Origin of the sequence: Melittangium boletus DSM 14713, assembly GCF_002305855.1 — a bacterium.
GTDB lineage: Bacteria > Myxococcota > Myxococcia > Myxococcales > Myxococcaceae > Cystobacter > Cystobacter boletus.
Genome location: NZ_CP022163.1, coordinates 6,450,622 through 6,470,064, shown reverse-complemented (window position 1 = coordinate 6,470,064; position 19,443 = coordinate 6,450,622). Strand labels below are relative to the sequence as shown.

Below are 19,443 nucleotides of genomic sequence, written 5' to 3'. Positions count from 1 at the left end.
GCGCGGTGTCTTGACGGCGGAGTCCGGCTTGTCCAAGGTGCCGCCCCTCATGCCAGTCCTGAGCGGAGCAGTGACCTTCTCGCGCTTCCGGTCCGAGCCGACCGGAGACGCCCCTTCCGACACCAAACGCTGGCTCTCCAAGGGCCTCAAGTCCGGCCTCTTCGAGCCCATCGATCTCAAGAAGACCGAGGACGAGCGCGCGGCGGGCTTCGTGGAGCTGGAGAACTCCGACTCCACGGACTTCACCACGGGCAGCGTGCTCTATGGCGAGTACGCCCTGTTCGGCTACCGCGTGGACACCGTGAAGGTGCCCCCGGCGCTGCTCAAGGCGGAGCTGGCCAAGTGGCAGAAGGAGTTCGAGAAGCGCGAGGGCCGGCAGCCCACGCGGGGCGAGAAGTCGGAGAACCGCGCCTCCCTCAAGCACATGCTGCGCCAGCGCGCCGTGCCCATGACCAAGGTGCACGACGTGAGCTGGAACCTGAAGACGAACCAGGTGCAGCTCTGGGCCGCCTCGCGCAAGACGGTGGACGAAATCCTCCTGGCCATCGAGGAGTGCTTCCAGGTGAAGCTCCAGCCGCTCGTGCCCGCCTCCCTGGCGGCCCAGGCCGGCATTTCCGACGAGAACCTGGTGCCCACGCCGGAGCTCATCGGCATGGAGATTTCCAGCAGTGAGATCGCGAGCAGCGAGGTGAGCCATGGCGACGCGTGAGCAGGCACGGATCGAGGCGGCCTTCGCCCGGGGCGACACGGGCGTGGACGGCGGCGCCACCGAGGAGGAGACGCGGGACGAGGCCGAAGTCGAACGCGACAAGGCGCGCGAACAACTGCTGCGCGGCCGGGCGTACCTGGGCCGCGAGTTCCTCACGTGGCTCCTGTGGCGCTCGGAGTCGGGCGACGCGCTCGTGGACTTCGCGGGCGAGGGGCTGGTGGTGCTCTACATGGGCCGCTGCACGCTCAAGGGCGTCAACGGCGACGTCACGGAGATGAACGTCCGGGGCACGCTCTCGCCCTACTCCGAGCAGGTGAAGCATGCCCTGGACCGGGGCCTGCTCGTGCACCAGGCCCGCCTGCGCCTCACCCACGGCGAGCGCGACTACGAGCTGACGCTCGACGCGGAGTTCCTCGACATCCGCGCGGCGAAGCTGCCGGAGCTGATGACCGAGGAGGAGGATGACCGGCTCCAGGAGCGGTTGGATCTCACCGAGCAGCTGTCCGGCATGGTGGACACGCTGGTGAAGGCCTTCCTCGAGGTGCGCGCGAGCCGCAACTGGAGCAAGAAGGTCGTCCCGGAGATGAAGCGCTGGATGAAGGGCGAGGACGAGGCCCCCAAGGCCACCAAGATGCAGCTCGCGCGCGCCGCCCGCGGCTGATGACGCCCCCCGCCCGCCTCACCTTCTTCTGCGAGCTCGGGCCAGGGCCGCTCCTGGCCCTCTTCGCGGACGCGGCCGTCCTCGGGCACCTCCAGGCCCTGCGCGCGAGCGTCAGCCTCGGGGTGCTCGACCTGGGCCCCGAGCGCGCGGACGTGGTGCGGCGCCTCAACGCGGCCGGAGTGCCCGTCATCGCGTGGCAACTGCTGCCCAAGGACCAGGGCTACTGGTTCCACCAGGGCAACGCGGCCCAGGCCTCGGCGCGCTACACGGACTTCCGCGCCTGGACGGCCACGCACGCCCTGCGCTGGGACGGCGTGGGCCTGGACATCGAACCGGACATCCAGGAGCTGACGCGGGCACTCCAGAGCCGCTGGCGCCTGCTGCCCGCGCTGCTGCCGCGGCTGGCGCGAGGCGGACGGCTGCGCGAGGCCCGGGCCGCCTACACCACCCTGGTGGAGCGCGTGCGCGCGGACGGCTTCCGGGTGGACAGCTACCAGTTGCCCTTCATCCTGGACGAGCGTCAGGCGGGCTCCACCCTGCTGCAACGGCTCACGGGGGTGCTGGACGTGCGCGTGGACCGGGAGGTGTGGATGCTCTACACGAGCCTCGTGCGCCCCCATGGCCCGGGCGTCCTGGCGAGCTACGGGCCCCGGGCGGGCGGCGGCGTGGGCGTGGGCATCACCGGCGGGGGCGTGGACGTGCCCGGGCTCATCGAGGTGCCGCCCCTGAGCTGGGAGGAATTCGCGAGGGACCTGCGCCTGGCGCGGCGGTGGACCGAGGACGTGCACGTCTTCAGCCTGGAGGGCTGCGTGCGCCAGGGCTTCCTCCCCCGGCTGCGGGACTTCGACTGGACGGAGCGGGAGCCCGCCTCGCCCGGACGGGTGGACGCGCTGCGCTGGACGGTGGGCCGGCTATTGCGCGCCAGCGCCTGGTTCCCGGGCTGAGCCGGAGAACGCGCCGAGCACCACCGTCGCGCGGCCCTCCATGGGCAGGACGTGCTCCTCCACGAGGGGGAACCCGAGCCCGCGCGCCAGCTCCGCCAGGTGCCGCCGCCAGGGGTTGTAGGGCATGCCATTGTCCGAGCAGCACGGCACCACCGCGAAGGGCAGGCGGTGCTTCGCCGCGTACTCGATGATGACGCGCGTGGCCCCGTCCGGATGCATGCCCACGAGCAGGTCGCACTCACAGGGCTCGTCGAGCGTGAACAGGCGCTCGGCATAGCGCACCGGCAGCCGCTTGTGCCGCAGGTCGAAGGTGGTGACCGTGCAGCCCCGCTGGGAGAGGGCCTGGTTGAGCCGCCCCTGTCCACCGGCGATGTCGAAGACGCGCGAGGCGGCGAAACGCTCGACGAGGAACTGGGCGAAGAGATCGAAGCGGCGCTTGTCGGCCATGGCCCCTGTCTACACCCAGGACACCTCGTAGTCGGTGTCGAACTCACCCAGCGGGTGCGCCACCACCTTCACGTCCTTGGCCCCCACCGCCTCGAGCGATGCCTTGAGCGCTCCCTCGTTGTACGGACGGGGCACCAGATCGCGCATGTAGGTGAGCACCCCGCTCGTCTTGCCCGTGCGCTTCATCTGGGTGATGCCCGTGTTGTCGCCCAGTACCGCGTTGGTGGTGGTGGGCATGTTGTTGAGCAGGCGCAGGGGCTCGTTGCGCGCCAGCAGCAGCAACACCTTCCCGGCGCTCGAGCCATAGAAGGCCTTGGAGGCCTGGTAGCCCATTTCATGAAGCGCCCCGTCGAAGCCACCGTAGGTGTCGCTCATGCGCCAGGCGGCCGGGTAGGCCATCCGCAGCCAGGTGCTCAACGGGTAGTTGAAGAACTCGAGGAAGCGCTGCTCCCCACTCACTTCCAGGCAGTGGCGCAGCAGGGCCTGGTCGCCGAACTGCCGCAGCATGTCCAGCAGGCTGTTCAGGAAGATGCCGCGCGCGACGTCTCCGGGCCCCGTGAGGGAGATCCGGTGGTGCAACTCCGCCTCGGAGCCGAAGGGATGAACTCCCGCGGTTTCGGACTCATCAGCCATATGCACTTCCCTTCTTCGTCCGGAGAGTCCGCATCTCCCCCATCCCTGGAGGCCCCACGGGCAAGGGTTGGAGGTGGGTCGGTGAAAGCCTACCGACTCCCAAGTACGTAAATCATCCGGCGCGAAGACGAAAGCCCATGGCCCCACGAGGTGAATGGCCCCGCACTCCGAGGACGCCATCCGCCTGCTGGCGGACAGATGTCAGCCCCCGGTGACGGTGGAGCTGAACACCCCCCGGCCAATGGCCAGGATGCCCAGGGAGATCAACACCAGGGCGCCCCCCACGCCGAGCAGCGGCAGCAGGAAGCCGGGTTGGGCACGACGTCGGTTGACCACCAACAACACGTGGGCCACCACGGCCGCCAGCACCATCAGGGACAGGTGGCCCCAGAGCATGGGCTGGAAGGGCCAACCCGAGCCCAGGAGCACGATGCCCAGGAGGACCTGGGTGTCGAGCAGGCCGGCGAAGCTGGAGCCCAGGATGCGCACCTTCTTGTCCACGGGCCGCTTGGTGACGAGCCCGAAGACGAAGTACGCAAGGGCGATGAGCCCCACCAGCAGTACGAGGTAGCGCAACCCGGAGTGGGCTTTGAAGAGGAAGATCATGGCGGCGCCTTCCTAATGCCCCTGGCTCCGGGAGGCGAGTCTTTACGTCGGATCCGGCTTGGGGGTGGTGCGCGTGCTCGGGGGCAGCGTGGGCGGGGTGAGCACGTCGGCGCCGGGCAGCTCGCCCGTGAGACTCTTGAGGAAGGCGACGATGTCCTCCACCTCGGGCTCGGTGAAGCTCATGCCCAGCTGGTGCTTGGCCATGAGGCGCACCGCCTCGGGCAGCTCCGTGACGGAGCCGTCGTGGAACCAGGGGCCCGTCTTCTCCACGTTGCGCAGGGTGGGCACGCGGAACTTGTGCATGTCCTCCTCGTTCTTCGTCACGCCGAAGCGGCCCTTGTCCTCGGTGGGGTACTCCTCGATGAGGCCCAGCTTCTGGAAGGAGGTGCCGCCCACGGAGGGGCCGTTGTGGCACGTGGTGCAGCCCGAGGCGGCGAAGAGGTCGAGGCCGCGCCGCTCCTGCTCGCTCAGGGCCTGCTCGTCGCCCGCCAGGAACTTGTCGAAGCGCGACGTGGTGATCAGCCCGCGCTCGAACGAGGCGATGGAGCGCGCCGCGTTGGTGACGCTCACGGGCTTCTTGTCCTTCGGATAGGCCGCCTTGAAGGCCCGCACGTACTCGGGGATGGAGTTGAGCGTGGCCAGCAGGCGCTTCTCGTCCGGCATGGCCATCTCCATCGGGTTCATCATCGGACCGGCGGCCTGCTCCTCCAGGGTGGCGGCGCGGCCGTCCCAGAACTGGGCGACGTGGCCCGCGGCATGGAAGACGGTAGGCGAGTTGCGGCTGCCCTTCTGACCCTTGTGCCCCAGGGACGTGGCCTTGCCGTCCACGCCGAAGGAGGCCAGGTCATGGCAGCTGTTGCAGGAGATGTCGTGGTTCTTCGAGAGGCGGTTCTCGAAGAAGAGCATGCGTCCGAGCGCGATGCGCTCCGGGGAGTCCGTCTTGGCCGCCTCCGCCAGGGCGGCGGCCGCGGCCGCCTGGGACGCCGCGGGGCGGAAGAAGGCGACGAGCTTCGCGTGGCTCATCTGGGGCCGGGCCGGCTCGGGGGGGGGCGTGGGCGCCGGAGCCGCCGCGGTGGGCGCCGGCGCGGCCGCGGGGGCGGGCGCGGGAGACTCCTTGCTGCACGACACCGCCATGGAACCCAGGGACACCAGGCCCACGCCCAACCAGAGCCGACTGCGCATCATCTACCAACCTCCCAGCAAGAACAGCATGACGGGTCTATTCCTATCATTCCCCGACACGGCTTGGGGATGGGCCCCCACCTGGGGAGACGCGGCCAGGGTAAGGCGCATGCTTGCCGGAAGCGCTGCCTCGTCCCGCTGGGGGGCTGGCGCCCGGGAAGCCAGGCGCTGGAACACGAGCCGATCGACGGCCCAGGACAGGGCGAGCCCGCTGGCCGTGCCCAACACGTCCCAGGTGATGTCCTTCCAGGAGAAGAAGCCGCCGCGGCCCTCGTCATAGAACTCCTTGGCCACGCCCGCGCCGAGCGCCACCCCCGCGCCCGTGAGCCACCGGGCCTCGGGCGCGTCGAAGAGCAGCGCGCCCCCCACATATCCGGCCCCGGCCAGTCCCGCGCTGACGCTGTAGTGCAGCGCCTTGTCGCGCGCGAACCAGTCGTCTCGCGGGGGTGTCTGGCTCGCCTGGCTCCAAGCGGACAGTGGGACGAGCGACAGGCTGCAACACAGCGGGAGGAGCGGGCGCGCACGGAAGGTCATGGTCCGCACATGACATCACCGCGGAGGTACCTCGTCAGCCAGGGAAACGGGCCGCGCCGCGGTTTTCGAGACGAGCCGGGCACTTGCCCCTATGATCGGGTGCCGTGACCCGACCCGGTACCTCGCTCTTCGACCTGCGCCAGCCCTCGACCCGGCATCCCGGACTCGACGCGGCACGAGGTCTGGCCGTCGTGGCCATGGTGTTGGGACACACCCTGGATGCCCTGCTCGCGCCGCAGGTGCGCGACCACCCCTGGGTGCAGTCGTACTGGACGCTGCGGGGCATCACCGCGCCCCTCTTCCTGCTGGTGGCGGGCTTCGCGGTGGTGGCCGCGCTCGGCACGTCGCCGGAGAGCGCGAAGGCGTCCTTCTTCCGACGGTGGCAACGCGCGCTGCTGCTGCTCTTCCTCGGCTACCTGATGCACTGGCCAGGCTGGGACACCGTCCATGCCCTGGGCTGGAGCGAGGAGTTGCGCGCGCGCCTCTTCGCCTTCGATGCCCTGCAGAGCATTGGCGTGAGCCTGGGCGTGGGCGCGACGGTGCTCGTCCTGGCGCGAGGCACCTGGACACGGGCCGCGGCCCTCGCCGTGCTCGCCGTGGGCATTCCCCTGGCGAGCGGCTGGGCGTGGACGGCCGTCACGAACGCGCCCGTGGAGCTGCGGCAGGCGGTGGGCATGCCCGGCTCGCGCTTCCCCCTCTTTCCCTGGGCCGGCTTCTTCTTCGCCGGAGCGCTCGTGGCCCACCTGCTGCGCGCCATGCGCCCGGGATGGCCCCAGGGACTCGCCCTGATGGTGCTCGGCGGAGGGCTGATGCTGGCGACGTCGCGGCTGCCCTCGGATTGGAGTCCGCAGAGCGCATGGCTCGTGGCCTTCCGCGTGGGCCAGGGGCTCCTGGTACTGGGCGCCGTCAACCTCGTGCCGCAAGTGATCACCCGTCCGCTCGCGCCCCTGGGCCGCACCACGTTGTGGCTCTACGTGCTGCACCTGCCCGTGGTGTACGGCTGGGCGGGCATCGCGGGACTGGCGGGCCGCGTGGGCCCGGTGCTCGAACTGGGAGCGGCGCTGCTCGTGGGGCTCACGCTGCTCGCGGTGTGCTACGGCATCGCCCTGCTGGCACGCCGGATCCGCCGATCGGGCCGCTCGATGGATGGCCAATCCCGGCGAACCCGGATTCTCCCGGTAAACGGGGCGCTGAGACCCGGCCAACGCACATAGAAAATTTGCGGCGGCCCTGGGTACGAGTTAGATGCGCGGCGCGTTCTTCACCCGACGCCTAGAGAGGAAAACATGCTCCTGCCGCGCAAGTCCGCCACCACCGCCATGCTGTCCCTGTCGCTGTTGTCTCTGACGGGCTGCGCGGGAATCGCGTTCACGGGCCGCCCCATCATCGGCGCCACCTCGCTCTACGCCGACACGTCCGCCTCCGAGTTCATCAACGAGCAGACGAAGCTGGGCAGCAAGAGCGGCGAGGGCTGCGCGACGTCCATCCTGGGACTCATCGCCACGGGCGACGCCAGCGCCGCCGCGGCCGCGCGCAAGGCCAGCATCAGCCGCATCACTCACATCGACCATAAGTTCGAGAACATCATCGGCATCTACGCCAAGTACTGCGTCGTCGTGTACGGCGACTAGGCGCCCCGCCGTCCCGCTCCGGGCGTGCGTTTCCCTCCCCCGGTGGAGACTGCTAATTTCCTGTCCGCGTCCGGCTCCCCCCTTGGCTCCCACCGGAGTCACCGGCCGCGAGGCACAGAGCAGACTCCATGAAATTCAAGACCCTCGTTCGACCCCTCCTCGTCGCCACCGCCGCCGTGGGTGCCACCGCCGTCGCGCAGCCCGCGGCCAAGCCCTCTCCCGAAGGTGTCGCGACCGCCGCGCAGAACGTCATCATCGACCGGGCCCTGCTCACCGCCTTCAAGGCGCTGCCCAGCCGATTCGAGGACGCGAAGAACCCCATCACCGCGGAGAAGGTGGAGCTGGGGCGGATGCTGTACTTCGACACCCGCCTGTCGAAGAACCAGGACCTGTCCTGCAACAGCTGCCATGACCTGAACACGTTCGGCGTGGACAACAAGCCCACCTCCACGGGTCACAAGAAGCAGCTCGGCGGCCGCAACTCGCCCACCGTGTACAACGCCGGTGGCCACACCACCCAGTTCTGGGACGGCCGCGCCGCCAACCTGGAGGAGCAGGCCAAGGGCCCCATCCTCAACCCCGTCGAGATGGCGATGCCCAGCGCCGACCACGTCGTCGCGACGATCAAGTCCATCCCCGGCTACGTCACCGCCTTCCAGAAGTCCTTCCCGGGCGAGGCCGATCCCGTCACCTACGACAACCTGGCCAAGGCCATTGGCGCCTTCGAGCGCCAGCTCGTCACGCCCTCGCGCTTCGACAAGTTCCTCGGCGGTGACGACAAGGCGCTGACCCAGGTGGAGAAGGCCGGCCTCAAGACGTTCCTGGATCAGGGCTGCCAGACCTGCCACTACGGCCCCGCCCTGGGCGGCTCGCTGCAGAAGCTGGGCCTCGTGGTGCCCTACCAGGCCAAGGATCAGGGCCGCTTCGATCTGACGAAGAAGGAGTCGGACCGGATGGTCTTCCGCGTGCCCACCCTGCGCAACGTGGCGAAGACGGGCCCCTGGTTCCACGACGGCTCCATCACCGAGCTGCAGACGGCCGTGAAGCTCATGGCCCAGCACCAGCTCGGCAAGCAGCTCACGGACACGGACGCGAAGCAGATCCTCGCCTTCCTCGACTCGCTCACCGGCGAGCTGCCCAAGGGCTACATCGCCAAGCCCAAGCTGCCCCCCAGCGGCCCCAAGACGCCCAAGCCGGACCCCACGTGATGCGCTGACCCTCCGGGCCTCCGCGCCAGGGAGCCGTGGCTAGGACGCCACGGCCCGCCGGGGTGGAGGCTCGGTGGCCCGCCCGCGCTCGGCGAGGGCCCGGACCGCGGCCTCCAGGGCCGCGATGCGCCGGCCGGCCCGCCCCCGGGTCCAGGGCTCGCCCGGAGCGCCCCCGAGCTGCTCCGCCCCCTGCTCCACCCCCCCCGTCTTTTGCTTGAGCGCCCGCGCGCACGCGAGCCGCACGTTCACCGCCTCGGGTACCGGGAAGCCATCCCGCCGCAGCAGCTCCAGCGCGAACGTCGTCCACACCGCGAGCTTGTCTTCCGGACGCAGGAAGGCCTGGAAGCGCGCGAGGCCGGACTCCAGGGACTCCCCCGCCCTGAGCTCCTCCTCGGACAGCTCCACGTGCAGGGGCGTGCTGCGCGCCAGCGGCTGACGCGGGGAGACAATGGCCTCGAAGCGCTCGCCCGTGGAGGGCCGCGCCGCCACCAGGTGCACCAGCTCCGAGGGCAGTCCGGCCTCCAGGGGGTGCGCGTTGGCCTCGGCGTAGAGAAGCACCAGGCGCTCGAAGTCCTCGGCGATGGAGCGCAGCTCCAACGGCGGCTGCCACGCGGACTTGTAGAGCCGCTTGCGCGCGGGGCCCAGGCGCGTCGACTGGCGCTCGAGCTGCGTGTCCACCATGAAGTCGAAGGCGCCGAGCAGCGCGTCGAAGCGCTCCTGCCCGCCCTCCAGCGTGCCCAGCACCTCCACCACCGCCTCGATGGTGGAGACGCAGTGGTCGGCCGGCTCCGCGCGGATGCGGTAGTTGCTCGGCCGGCGCGGGACGAAGCCGATGCGCGGCAGGCCCGCGAGCAACGGGTTCGTCTTCACCAGCTTGCGCGCGAGCGGCCAGGTGCCATCCACCACGATGAGCGTCTCGGGGGGATTCTCGCGCGCCTCCTCCAGGGAAATGGCCTCCTCGCCCGGAAAGAGCACGGCGACGCGCTCGGGGCGGGCCGCGAGCTGGGTGAGCCGCGCGTGGCCGGTGAAGTCCACGCCAATGTGGAGCTCGGAGTTGGGCAGCGACAGGTGCGCCATGCGGGCCGTGCCGATGGCCACCCGCCGCTCTCGGGGGTGCTGGAGGAAGACGACGTGGGTGCGCGAGTCCACCCGGGGCACACGCGCGCAGTAGCACGTGGCCTGGGGGCGGAGGCAGCGCAGGCAGAGGTTACGCACCCCGCCGCTTTATCAGCCCCCGGGACGAGCGGCGAGGGGAGGCATGCGCGCGCGCCCCTCGCCTCCCCTCCGAGGTGTCAGGCCGCCTTCGCGCCCCGGCGGCGCCCGGACAGGGTGCGCGCGAGGGCGAACAGGCCCAGGAACAGGCCCGCGTCACTCCCGGACGTGGCCCCACACCCGCAACCCCCGCCCCGCGTGGTGATGTTCACCGGCGCGGAGGTCGTCGTGTTGCCCGCCGCATCGGTGATGACCGCCGTGAGGGTGTGCGCCCCCTCCTCGACCTGGGTGCTGTCCCAGACGGTGCTCAGCGTGGAGTCCGTCCCCTGGGCGACTTCCTTTCCGTCCACGAGGATGGAGAGCCGGGCCACCGTGGTACCCGAGGCCACGGAGCCCCGGGCGATGAGGGTCACGTCACCGGAGACGGTGCTGCCGCCCACCGGCTCGGTCAACGCCACCGTCGGCGGGGCGAAGGTGTCGACGCGGATGTCGGTCGAGCCCGTGAGGCCCGCGTCTCCCACGTCCGTCAGGGTGAGGGTCGTCTGGCCTCCGGACTTGAACGTCACCTGGAGACCCCCGAGCAACCCCTCCACGAAGGTCGCGGTGGCGGGGAAGACGGCCTTTGGATCCGAGCTCGTTACCTTGACCTGGCCCGAATAGGACGGAGCCGGGTTGCCATGGGCGTCGAAGGCCGTGGCGGACAGCGTCGTCTCCTGGCCCGCGGTCACGCTCGCGGGAAGCTCCATCGCGAACCGGGCCGCCGGGCCCGCCACCACCGCGAACACCGCGCTCGTCCCCACGGTGGCACCGGGAGCGCTCGCCACCAGCGTGTAGCCCCCACCGGCCTTGCGCAGGCTCAGGGTGTCGAACGTCGCCACCCCGTTGACCAGGGGTTCCGAGGTGGTACCCCACAGCGTGTCGCCCCTCGGGTTCTCACCCAGGCCCACCATCACGCTCCGCGAACTGTCGTTGATGATCGCGCCACTGGCGCTTCGCAGTTCCACCTGGATGACGCCCAGGGAGGCGCCCGCCACCGCCCCCGTCGGACTGGACTTGAACACCAGCCGGGCCGCCCCCTCCGAGGTGAGGACATTGAAGGCCGGACTCGTCACGGAGGAGGCGTCCGCCGTGGCGACCAGCGTGTAGCCTGTCCCCGGGCGGTCGATGCCCAGGTTGCCGAAGCTGGCCACGCCTTCCACCGCCGTCACCGAGGAAACCCCCGTGAGCGCCCCCCCGCCCGGGTTGTTGCCCAGGGCCAGGGAGATGCGCGGAGTCGCCGAGGGGACGGTGTTGCCGAGCGCGTCCATGACGGCCACCTTCACCGCCGGGAAGAAGACGGAGCCGGCCACCACCTCGCTGGGAGGCACGGTGAAGGCCAGCGCCTCGGCCGGCCCCGCGACGATCTCGAAGGCACCACTCGTGGCGTCCGACGCCCCCGTCACCCGGGCGATCAGCGAGTAGCCCGCGGCCGCCCGGTTGAGCGAAATCTCCGGGAAGGTGGCCACGCCGTTCACGGTGGTCATCGTCGTCGTGCCCGAGAGCACTCCCCCTCTCGGGTTGTTCCCCAGCGAGAGCGTGACGGCCTGGGCCGGACTGGTGACCCGGTTGCCATGCGCGTCCTGGAGGGCCACCTGGATCGCCGGGCTGATGACCGAGCCCGCCACCGTCCTGCTCGGGGGGACGGTGAAGGCCAGCGCCGCCACCGTGCCAGGAGCGATATCGAACGGAGCGCTGAGGAGATCCGGCAGGCCATCCGCGTGCGCCAGGAGCCGGTAGCCCACCGCCGCCCGGGTGATCGACAGATCATGGAAGGTCGCCAGGCCACTGTTCGCGTTCACCGTGGAGGTTCCCGTCAGGGTCCCCCCCGAGCCGCCCTGGAGCGACAGGGTGATGGCACGCGCCTCCGCCACGCGCCTGCCGTCGGCGTCCTGGAGCTCCACCGCGACGGCGCCCAGCGGCCCCGCCTGCGTGCTGGTGGGGCCCGGCTTGAACACGAGCCGCGTCGCGCCGCTCAGGGCGAGGACATCGAAGGCCGAGCTCGTCACGGACGAGAAGCCGCCCGAGGTGGCCACCAGCGTGTAGCCCACGCCCTGGCGGTCGACGGACAGGTTGCCGAAGGTGGCCACGCCATTGACGGTCGCCGCCGACAACGTGCCGCCCAGCGCTCCACCCGAGGGATTGTTGCCCAGGGCCAGGGTGACCGTCCCGGACGCGGAGGAAACGGTGTTCCCCAACGCATCCACGAAGCCCACCTTCACCGCCGGAGTGATGGAAGCGCCCACGCCCACGCCGCCAGGCTGGACCCCGAACGCCAGCGCCGAGGCCGCCCCCGGCGTGATGGAGAAGGAGGCGCTGGTGGCCTCCGTCAGGCCCGGGGAACGCGCGGTGAGCGTGTAGCCCGCCGCCGCCTTGTCGATGGAGAGGGTCGAGAACGTCACCACGCCGCTGACAGCCGACACCGTGAGGGTGCCCGCGAGCGTGCCTCCGGACGGACCGCCCAGGCTCAGCGTCACCGGCGCCGTGGAGCCCGTCGCGCGGTTGCCCAGCGCATCCTGGAGTTCCACCTCGACGGCGGAGAGCACCGACCCCGCCACGCCGTTGGCTGGCGCCGTACGGAAGACGAGCCGCACCGCCGAGCCCTCCGTCACGTCGAAGCCCGCGCTGGTGGCGGAGAGCGCACCGGACGTGGCCCGCAGCGTGTACCCCGCGCCCACCTTGTCCACGGAGAGGTCCGTGAAGGAGGCCACGCCGTTGACGGCCGTCACCGTCTTCGTGCCCCCCAGGGTGGCGCTCGAGGGATTGTTGCCCAGGGCCAGCGTGATGCTCCCACTGGTGGACGACACGGTGTTGCCCCGCGCGTCCTGGAACGCCACGCGGACCGGGGGAGCGAGGGTCGCGCCCGCGGCGGTGTTGCCCGGCTGCGCGAGGAAGCCCAGGGCCGCGACCGCGCCCGGGTTGACGCCGAAGGAGGACGACGTCTTGGACGGCAGGCCCGAGACGGACGCCTGGAGCGCGTACCCCGTGCCCGCCTTGTCCACGGTGAGGTTGGAGAAGGTGGCCACCCCGCCCGTGGTGCTCGCCGTCGTCGTGCCGCCCAGCGTGGCGCCCGCGGCGTTGACGAGCGACAGCATCACCTGCGCCGACGAGCCGGAGACGGGATTGCCCGCGCTGTCACGCACCTCCACCCTCGCCGTGAAGGGGGCACCGGCGGTCACGGTGCTCGGAGGCGAGGTGGTGAAGACGAGCTGCGTGGCGGACGTCGCGCCGATGTTGAAGCCGGTGCTGACGGCCGAGGTCAGGCCACTGGAGGTCGCGGACAAGGTGTAGCCGCTGCCCGCGCGATCCAACGACAGCGCGCTGAACGTGGCCACGCCCGCCACCGCGTTCACGGTGGTGGAGCCTCCCAACGTGGCGCCGCTCGGGTTGTTGGCGAGCGACAACGAGATCGCGTTGGTCGCCTCCGTCGCCGGATTGCCGTACGCGTCCTGCAAGGCGACCTTCACGGCCGGAGTGATGCCGGCGCCCACCGTGGTCGAGGTCGGCTGCTGGGTGAAGACGAGCCGGGACGGCGCCGCCGCGGCGAGGTTGAACGCGCCACTCGTCACGGAGGGGAGCGCACCCGAGGTCGCCACCAGCGTGTAGCCCGTCCCCACCTTGTCGAGGGTCAGGGAGGAGAAGGTCGCCACGCCCCCCACGGCGCTCACCGTGCGGGTGCCCGACAACGTGCCGCCGCCCGGGTTGGCGCCCAACGCGACCGTGACGCTGGCGGTGGAGGCCGTGGGGTTGTCGAACTTGTCCACCAGCGCGACCCGCACCGACGGCGTGAAGGCCTCACCCGCGACGCCATGAGCGGGCGGAGTCACGAAGACGAGCTTCGACGGCGCATCCGCGGTGATCTGGAAGGTGGAGCTGGTGGCGCCCGTGAGGCCCGTGGCGCTGGCGGACAACGTGTACCCCGCGCCCACCTTGTCGATGGACAGGTCGCTGAACGTGGCCACCCCCGCCACCGCGTTCACGGTGGTGGTCCCGGACAAGGTTCCACCACTCGGGTTGCTGGCCACCGCGAGGGTGATGCTCTGGCTGCCCGTCGTGGGATTGCCCGACGCATCCAGGAGCCCCACCTTCACGGCGGGCGTCATGGACTTGCCCGCCGCGGTCGTCCCAGGCTGCACGGTGAAGACGAGCCGGGTGGCGGGAGGAATGGTGACGAGGGTGCTGGCGCCCCCCGAGAGCGCGGGCCGCACCGTGTCCGACACGGAGATGGACTGGGTGCCCCCGGTCTTGAAGGTGACGGACACGTTGGCCACGCCCGAGCTGAAGGCCGTGGTGGACGGGAGGACCGCCTGGGGATCGCTGCTGGTGAACGCCGCGCTGCCGTTGTAGCTCGTCGCCGGATTGCCCGAGGAGTCCAACGCGGTCACGGTGAGGGAGACAGGCGTGTTGACCACGGTGGAAGCGCCCAGTCCGCTCACCCGGTAGGTCACGGCCGAGCCCGCGGGCACCGTGCGGGTGGAGCAAGCAACGATGGCGCCCGCCGTGATGCGAACGTTGTCCACATAGACGCCCTCGGCCACTTCGGTGTCGTCGCTGTAGAAGCGAAAACCGAACCACACCGTCCGACCCGCCAAGGCCCCCAGCTTGACGGTGACGGCGTTCAGCCCGCCAGTCCCACCGCCGCTCTGGCTGCTCCAGGTACGAAGCGTGTTGTCGGACCTGAGCACTCCGTTATACCCCCCCGCCGAGATGTACGGCGCCGTCGAGGAAACCACGTCGGAAATGGGGGTCCAAGGACCGGACGCACTCGTGGTGCTGTACATGAGCCAGGCGCCGTCGTAGCCAGACTCCATCGAGTGCCAGAGATTGAACGTCATCTCGGCTCCGGACACGCCAGCCGGCAGGGAGAAGCCATTGAGACCACTCACCGAGCCGTTGCCACCCAGCGCGAGCACGACATCCGTATTCGAGGGATAGAAACCACCGCAGGCTGGATCGGTCGATCCGAAGCGGTACGCCTTCGTGGCTGACTGGTAGTAGCAGCCGCTGATGATCTTGAGGGCGGCCGTGTTCCCATTCATCGCCGAGGACGTCCAGTACGCGTCCGCGTTCGCGGGACGGTTGCCATCGAAGTCATCGAAGTAATTCACCGCGGAAGCATTCGCCCCCGTGGACGTGACCGACCTCTGGACCGTGTTGGTGTCCTCGAGCGTCGTGGTGGACGTTTCGGTGGCGCGCACCACGTAGTGGTACGCCGTGCCGTTCGTCAGGTTCGCGTCATCCGAGAACGAGGTCGCGCTCACGCCCGTGGCGATGCGATTGGCCAAGGAAGGCGTGAAGCCCGACGTGGTGCTCCGGTACACCGAGTAGCTCAGCGACCCTCCGCAGTGGGGCGTCGCCGCGGACCAGGTCAGCGTATTGGTGCAGGTGGACGAGGCTCCGCTCGTGGCGCCGAGGAGACCCACGAACGAGGGCCGCTGACCACACGTGCCGTTGGGCACCGCCGAGACCTCGGCGGACCGGGCGGACTCCGTGCACGCGGTGGAGGTCACCACGTAGTAATGCCGGACACCGCCCGGCAGGCCGGTGTCGGAATAGGACGTCGTCCCCAGGTTGGCCACCTGCGTGTAGGGCCCGCCCGCCGTCGTGGAGCGATAGAGGGTGTACGACGAGGCGCCGCTGGCGGCGTTCCAGCTCACGTCGACGCGGTTGTTGCCGATGGCGGTCGCCATCACCCCCGTGGGAGCCGCACCCGCGGAACACGCGGAGGACGTCACGTTGTAGACGACGAGCGCGAAGTCCTGATCCAACGCGGTGCCATTGCCGGGAACGCCATCCGAGTTGATGTTGGACGCTGTCACCGTCACGGAGACAGGGCCCGAGATTCCCGCCGGCAGGAAGACGCTCTCCACGTTGTTGACGGCGTCCGCGCTCCCCCCGCTGGTGGAGGTGGCACCGGAGAAGACGTTGCCCTTGTAGGTGACGCCGTTGTGCGTCACGGAGAGGTCCAGGTTGTTGTTCCAGGCGGAACCGGTGGTGGAGCCCGGCGCGTCCGTCCAGGCCAGCGTGACGCGGACCGGCTTGCTCGTGTCGGTCACCGTTCCGGAGAAGGAGCGCGACTGGCCCGAGCCGGTGAACAGATTCGCCGGCTTCTGGTCCTCCAGCATGCGCACGCCCCCATCGAACGCCCTGCCCAGATCCACCAGGCCCATGCCCTGGCTGTTGGAATAGAGGCTGTCACCCGCGCCCGTCCCGGTGAGGTAGCGGGCGGAATTCATCAGGACGGCCTTCGTCATCGCCGGACTCGGCGGCGCATGGCCCTGGTTGATGAAGTATTGGCGCACGAGCGCCGCCCCTCCGGCGATCACCGGAGACGCGTGACTGGAACCCGAGGAGGCGATGAACCACTGCTGCCCGGTCGGGTAGAAGCTCGAGGTGGTGCCACCACAAATCCCGTTCCCGGTGAGGCACGAGTTCGCCAGCCCGTAGGGGTACGGAGGTGTCGGGCTGCGCTGCACATCGCTCTGGGGTGCGCCGCCCACCACGTGCGTGCCAGGAGCCACCAGGTCTGGCTTCTTGCGTCCATCCGCGGTGGGCCCCCGGCTGGAGAAGGCCGCCATGTCGAGGAGGTTGTCGGCCGCGTTGTCGTCAACGCCGCACCCGTCCGAGTTGCCAAAGAGCCGCACGTTCTCGGAGGCGCCCACGGTGATGACGTTCTTGCCCGAGCCGGGGCTGCTCAGGGAGCCGCTCGCGCTGCCCGAATTGCCCGCCGAGAAGACGAGCACCATCTCCTGATTGCCCGCGACAGGCACCGCCGAGCCCGTGGGCTGCGCGTCCCGCACCAGGGCGTCGAAGCGCTGCGCATCCGCGGTATAGGCGTTGCTGGCGGAGCCCCAGCTATTGCTGCCGATGCGCATGCCATCGCGATAGGCGCGCGACTGGAGGTCCTCGTAGTCGGGATAGGTGAAGTAATCCGGGTCGAAGACGACCGAGGCGCCCATCCGCACGAAGGGCGCCACACCCAGTCCGTGGTAGTAGCCCCCGCCATCCTTGAATTGAGTCCCATCGCGGATGCCGTACCCGCCGATGATGTGCGCGTTCACGGCGCCATGGCCATCACAGCCCTGGAGCGTGCTTCCCGTGTTGGGGGTTCCTTCCAACCGGCTGTAGACCAAGCGGCTCGTGCTGGAGACGTCGCCGCTCGTGTACAGGCCGAAGTGGTTGGGCGGCAGCGTCCCATTGTCCAGACCGCTGTCCGACAGGTCCACGCCAAAGCCCGAGGCGTTGAACTGCGCCTGGGTGAACCCCCTGGACGCCAGCCAGGTCAGATAGCTCGCCGCGGCGGGCCCCGTCCCCGAGGCCGAGAGCTGTCCGGCGGAAATCAGCGCCTGCCGCTCGTCCAACTTCCGGGGCGTGAAGTGCGGCTGGATGGACACGACATCCGGACGGGTCGCGAGCTCGAAGAGCCGCCGCCGCTCCAGGGCCACCACCACGTTGACGTAGCCCAGGGCCTCCTGGGTGACGCCCTCCCGCTTCTGGAGCCGGTGCACCAGGTCCAGGGTCTCGCGGTTCGCCTCGTCGTCCTTGATGAGCTGGACGGCGTAGGTCTCCGTCCGAGCCTCGAGGATGGAGGGAGCCAGCTTGTAGTCATCCAGGTAATCCCCGTTCCACTGGATGACGGGCGCTCCGCTCACGTGCATCCGCAGGCGCTCCAGCGTGGCCCCGTCGCCATACACGAGGTAGGCGTTGTGGGGGATGTACGCCACCACCTGGACCCCCGTGGCAACGAGCGCCGCGTACCACTCGGGCTGGATGGGGCCCACGAACTGCACCAGGTGCATGCCCTTGCCCGCCGCCCGCGCCTTCATGCCCCGCAGCGACCGTCCATGCGCCGACGCCGTGTCGATGACTCCCGCGTTGAGCAGGAGATCGTTGGAGTCGTCCCGCGGCTCCACGCCCTCGCCCTCGGGCAGCGCCGCGAGGGCCGCGTCCTCCACCTGCACCAGCGTGAAGGCACCGTAGTCCGCGAGGGTCCGCAGCGGCACCCCACCCCGCGCCAGCTGCCCGGCGCGCTCGGCGCTGAGCTGGACCTTGTGGAGCGAGAGCCCCGCCCGGAATCCCTCACGCACTGGGAGCGTGGGCTCGCTGGCGGGACTTCCACACGCCAGCACAGCCAACAGCCCCACGGCCCAGAGCAGTCGCACGCTGCTCATCGCGGATGTCGTCATGATTGGAAGAGCCCCCTCTATCGCCCATCGGGTTGGGCGCGAATCGTCTAGCACGGCTGGAATCAAAACTTCAAATAGCCAACACTCCCGAAAAGACAGGATTCTCTCTGGAGAGGCCCTGGAGCCCATGGCGGCCCGTCTGAAAGTCGACTAAGCACCCCGCCCTTCATCGTTTTTCCAAGGGGGTTCCTCATGAATGGGTTGACTCGGAAGTTCCTGACGCTCTCGCTGCTGTCCCTGGCGGGCTGCGACTGGGAAGCCAACCATGGCCGGCTCGTGGGCTTCGTCGTGGATGGGCAGAGCGGTCAGCGCCTGAACTTCTTCAAGGCCGACGGCAAGAACAACATCGATGACGACGCGGACAGCAAGAGCCAGGTGTACGCGCTCATCAATGGTGAGTTCCGCCGGGCCGTCCCCTGTGGCAAGGGCGACTTGAACGATGACAACGCCATCGAGGCGGATGGGTGCTTCCAGATCGAGGACATCCCCGAGGGAATGCCCATCCCCCTCTTCGCCCAGGCGCCGGGCTACGAGCGCTTCGTCGGGGAGTTCACCTACCCGCTGCTCTCCGAGGACGTGGAGCACTCGCAGTACGTGGGCAACATCCGGATGTTCCCCAAGGGCTTCTCGGTGGACTACCGGTTCAACGTGACGCTCGACAATCAACCGGTGCCGAAGGTGCAGCTGCTCTGCCAGTACCTGCCGGCGAGCGCCCTGGGCAATTCGTTGCAGACGTCGGGGGAGTTCCTGACCCCGAAGAACACCGGCTCCACCACGGTGAGCGCCACCACGGGGGAGGATGGCGTGGCGGTCATCCCGGGCGCCCAGCTCGTCAACGGCGCCGAGTACCACTGCGAGGCGGTGCTCAACGAGCCGCTGGACTCGCGGGTGCTGGCGGGACAGGGCAACTTCGTGGCCGGCGTGAGCCAGGCCGACCAGCGCATCGCGCTCGCGACCGATGCCGCGTCCACGGACACCTTCCTCTACGCCGTGCGCTCCAACGTGGATGACCCGAGCGTGCTCCTGGGCGCGGGCGGCAAGCTCGTCGTCACCTTCAACCGTCCGGTGGAGATCGTGTCGCGCACCGAGGACTGCCAGCTCGCCACCGCGAACGCGCCCGATACGAATGGCAACGGCCTGACGGGCAGCCTCCCGGCGAACGTGGCCAACAACGGCGCGTCGGAGACGACCACCACGGAGCTGTCCGGCGACGGGTTCACGCTGTCCATCGGGTACAAGGTCGCCACGGCGTTCGACTCGGGCGATCGCGGCACGAGCATCGACTTCAACGGCATCGTGCTGCGTCCGCGCAATGCCTCGAACCTCGCGCAGATGCGCTCCATCGGCTCCGCGGCGGGCTGCGCGGCGGTCGCGGGCTACACCGTGACGCCCTTGAAGAACCTGCGCGCGGGCAATGTGAACCAGAACACCACCCTGCGTCTGTTCTAGGCCTC

At 69.8% G+C, this 19,443-nt stretch carries 14 protein-coding genes; 7 read left to right on the top strand and 7 right to left on the bottom strand.

The window, feature by feature from the left end; all coding sequences use genetic code 11:
* Positions 1 to 49 precede the first annotated feature (49 nt).
* The 3 genes from rdgC to MEBOL_RS27105 are packed head-to-tail and all read left to right on the top strand — an operon-like array spanning position 50 to position 2,314.
* Positions 50 to 709 (top strand): recombination-associated protein RdgC, encoded by a 660-nt coding sequence (rdgC, locus tag MEBOL_RS27115; RefSeq protein WP_095983029.1) that lies wholly within the window; start codon positions 50 to 52, stop codon positions 707 to 709.
* On the top strand, positions 696 to 1,370 hold the full coding sequence (locus MEBOL_RS27110) for a hypothetical protein (protein ID WP_095980172.1): 675 nt from the start codon (positions 696 to 698) through the stop codon (positions 1,368 to 1,370). Before rdgC ends, MEBOL_RS27110 begins: the two co-directional genes overlap by 14 nt.
* Positions 1,370 to 2,314, top strand: coding sequence for a hypothetical protein (locus tag MEBOL_RS27105; protein WP_095980171.1), 945 nt, complete (start codon positions 1,370 to 1,372; stop codon positions 2,312 to 2,314). Before MEBOL_RS27110 ends, MEBOL_RS27105 begins: the two co-directional genes overlap by 1 nt.
* On the opposite strand, the gene MEBOL_RS27100 is transcribed toward MEBOL_RS27105, so the two are convergent.
* From MEBOL_RS27100 to MEBOL_RS43180, 5 genes are all read right to left on the bottom strand, one after another.
* The gene (locus MEBOL_RS27100; protein ID WP_095980170.1) at positions 2,282 to 2,761 is read right to left on the bottom strand and encodes a hypothetical protein; all 480 of its coding nucleotides are present in this window, start codon (positions 2,759 to 2,761) and stop codon (positions 2,282 to 2,284) included. The two genes, MEBOL_RS27105 and MEBOL_RS27100, sit on opposite strands and share 33 nt — an antisense overlap.
* A 9-nt stretch (positions 2,762 to 2,770) precedes the next feature.
* A complete protein-coding gene (locus tag MEBOL_RS27095) occupies positions 2,771 to 3,394 on the bottom strand; it encodes a TIGR02265 family protein (RefSeq protein ID WP_157775514.1) in 624 nt (207 codons plus the stop codon).
* 201 nt (positions 3,395 to 3,595) lie between these two features.
* A complete protein-coding gene (locus tag MEBOL_RS27090; protein WP_095980168.1) occupies positions 3,596 to 4,000 on the bottom strand; it encodes a hypothetical protein in 405 nt (134 codons plus the stop codon).
* Positions 4,001 to 4,042: 42 nt separating this feature from the next.
* Entirely contained in the window at positions 4,043 to 5,185 is a 1,143-nt protein-coding gene (locus tag MEBOL_RS27085; protein WP_095980167.1) for a cytochrome-c peroxidase, read from the bottom strand.
* Positions 5,186 to 5,716, bottom strand: coding sequence for a YfiM family protein (locus tag MEBOL_RS43180; protein ID WP_245918884.1), 531 nt, complete (start codon positions 5,714 to 5,716; stop codon positions 5,186 to 5,188).
* Between the two features lie 104 nt (positions 5,717 to 5,820).
* Here MEBOL_RS43180 and MEBOL_RS27075 point away from each other — a divergent pair, with 104 nt between their 5' ends.
* From MEBOL_RS27075 to MEBOL_RS27065, 3 genes are all read left to right on the top strand, one after another.
* Positions 5,821 to 6,930, top strand: coding sequence for an acyltransferase family protein (locus MEBOL_RS27075; RefSeq protein ID WP_095980166.1), 1,110 nt, complete (start codon positions 5,821 to 5,823; stop codon positions 6,928 to 6,930).
* 72 nt (positions 6,931 to 7,002) lie between these two features.
* The gene (locus tag MEBOL_RS27070) at positions 7,003 to 7,347 is read left to right on the top strand and encodes a TRL domain-containing protein (protein WP_095980165.1); all 345 of its coding nucleotides are present in this window, start codon (positions 7,003 to 7,005) and stop codon (positions 7,345 to 7,347) included.
* 128 nt (positions 7,348 to 7,475) lie between these two features.
* A complete protein-coding gene (locus tag MEBOL_RS27065; RefSeq protein ID WP_095980164.1) occupies positions 7,476 to 8,555 on the top strand; it encodes a cytochrome-c peroxidase in 1,080 nt (359 codons plus the stop codon).
* Positions 8,556 to 8,594: 39 nt separating this feature from the next.
* Here the strand turns inward: MEBOL_RS27065 and MEBOL_RS27060 are convergent, their stop codons facing one another.
* Together MEBOL_RS27060 and MEBOL_RS27055 are read right to left on the bottom strand one after the other, a co-directional pair.
* Entirely contained in the window at positions 8,595 to 9,770 is a 1,176-nt protein-coding gene (locus MEBOL_RS27060) for a tRNA-uridine aminocarboxypropyltransferase (protein WP_095980163.1), read from the bottom strand.
* 77 nt (positions 9,771 to 9,847) lie between these two features.
* Positions 9,848 to 17,989, bottom strand: a complete 8,142-nt coding sequence (locus MEBOL_RS27055) for a S8 family serine peptidase (RefSeq protein ID WP_170115602.1) — start codon at positions 17,987 to 17,989, stop codon at positions 9,848 to 9,850.
* A gap of 192 nt (positions 17,990 to 18,181) precedes the next feature.
* Between MEBOL_RS27055 and MEBOL_RS27050 the strand changes: the two genes are divergently transcribed.
* Complete coding sequence (locus MEBOL_RS27050; protein WP_095980162.1) at positions 18,182 to 19,438, top strand: hypothetical protein; 1,257 nt, start codon at positions 18,182 to 18,184, stop codon at positions 19,436 to 19,438.
* Positions 19,439 to 19,443: the final 5 nt, after the last annotated feature.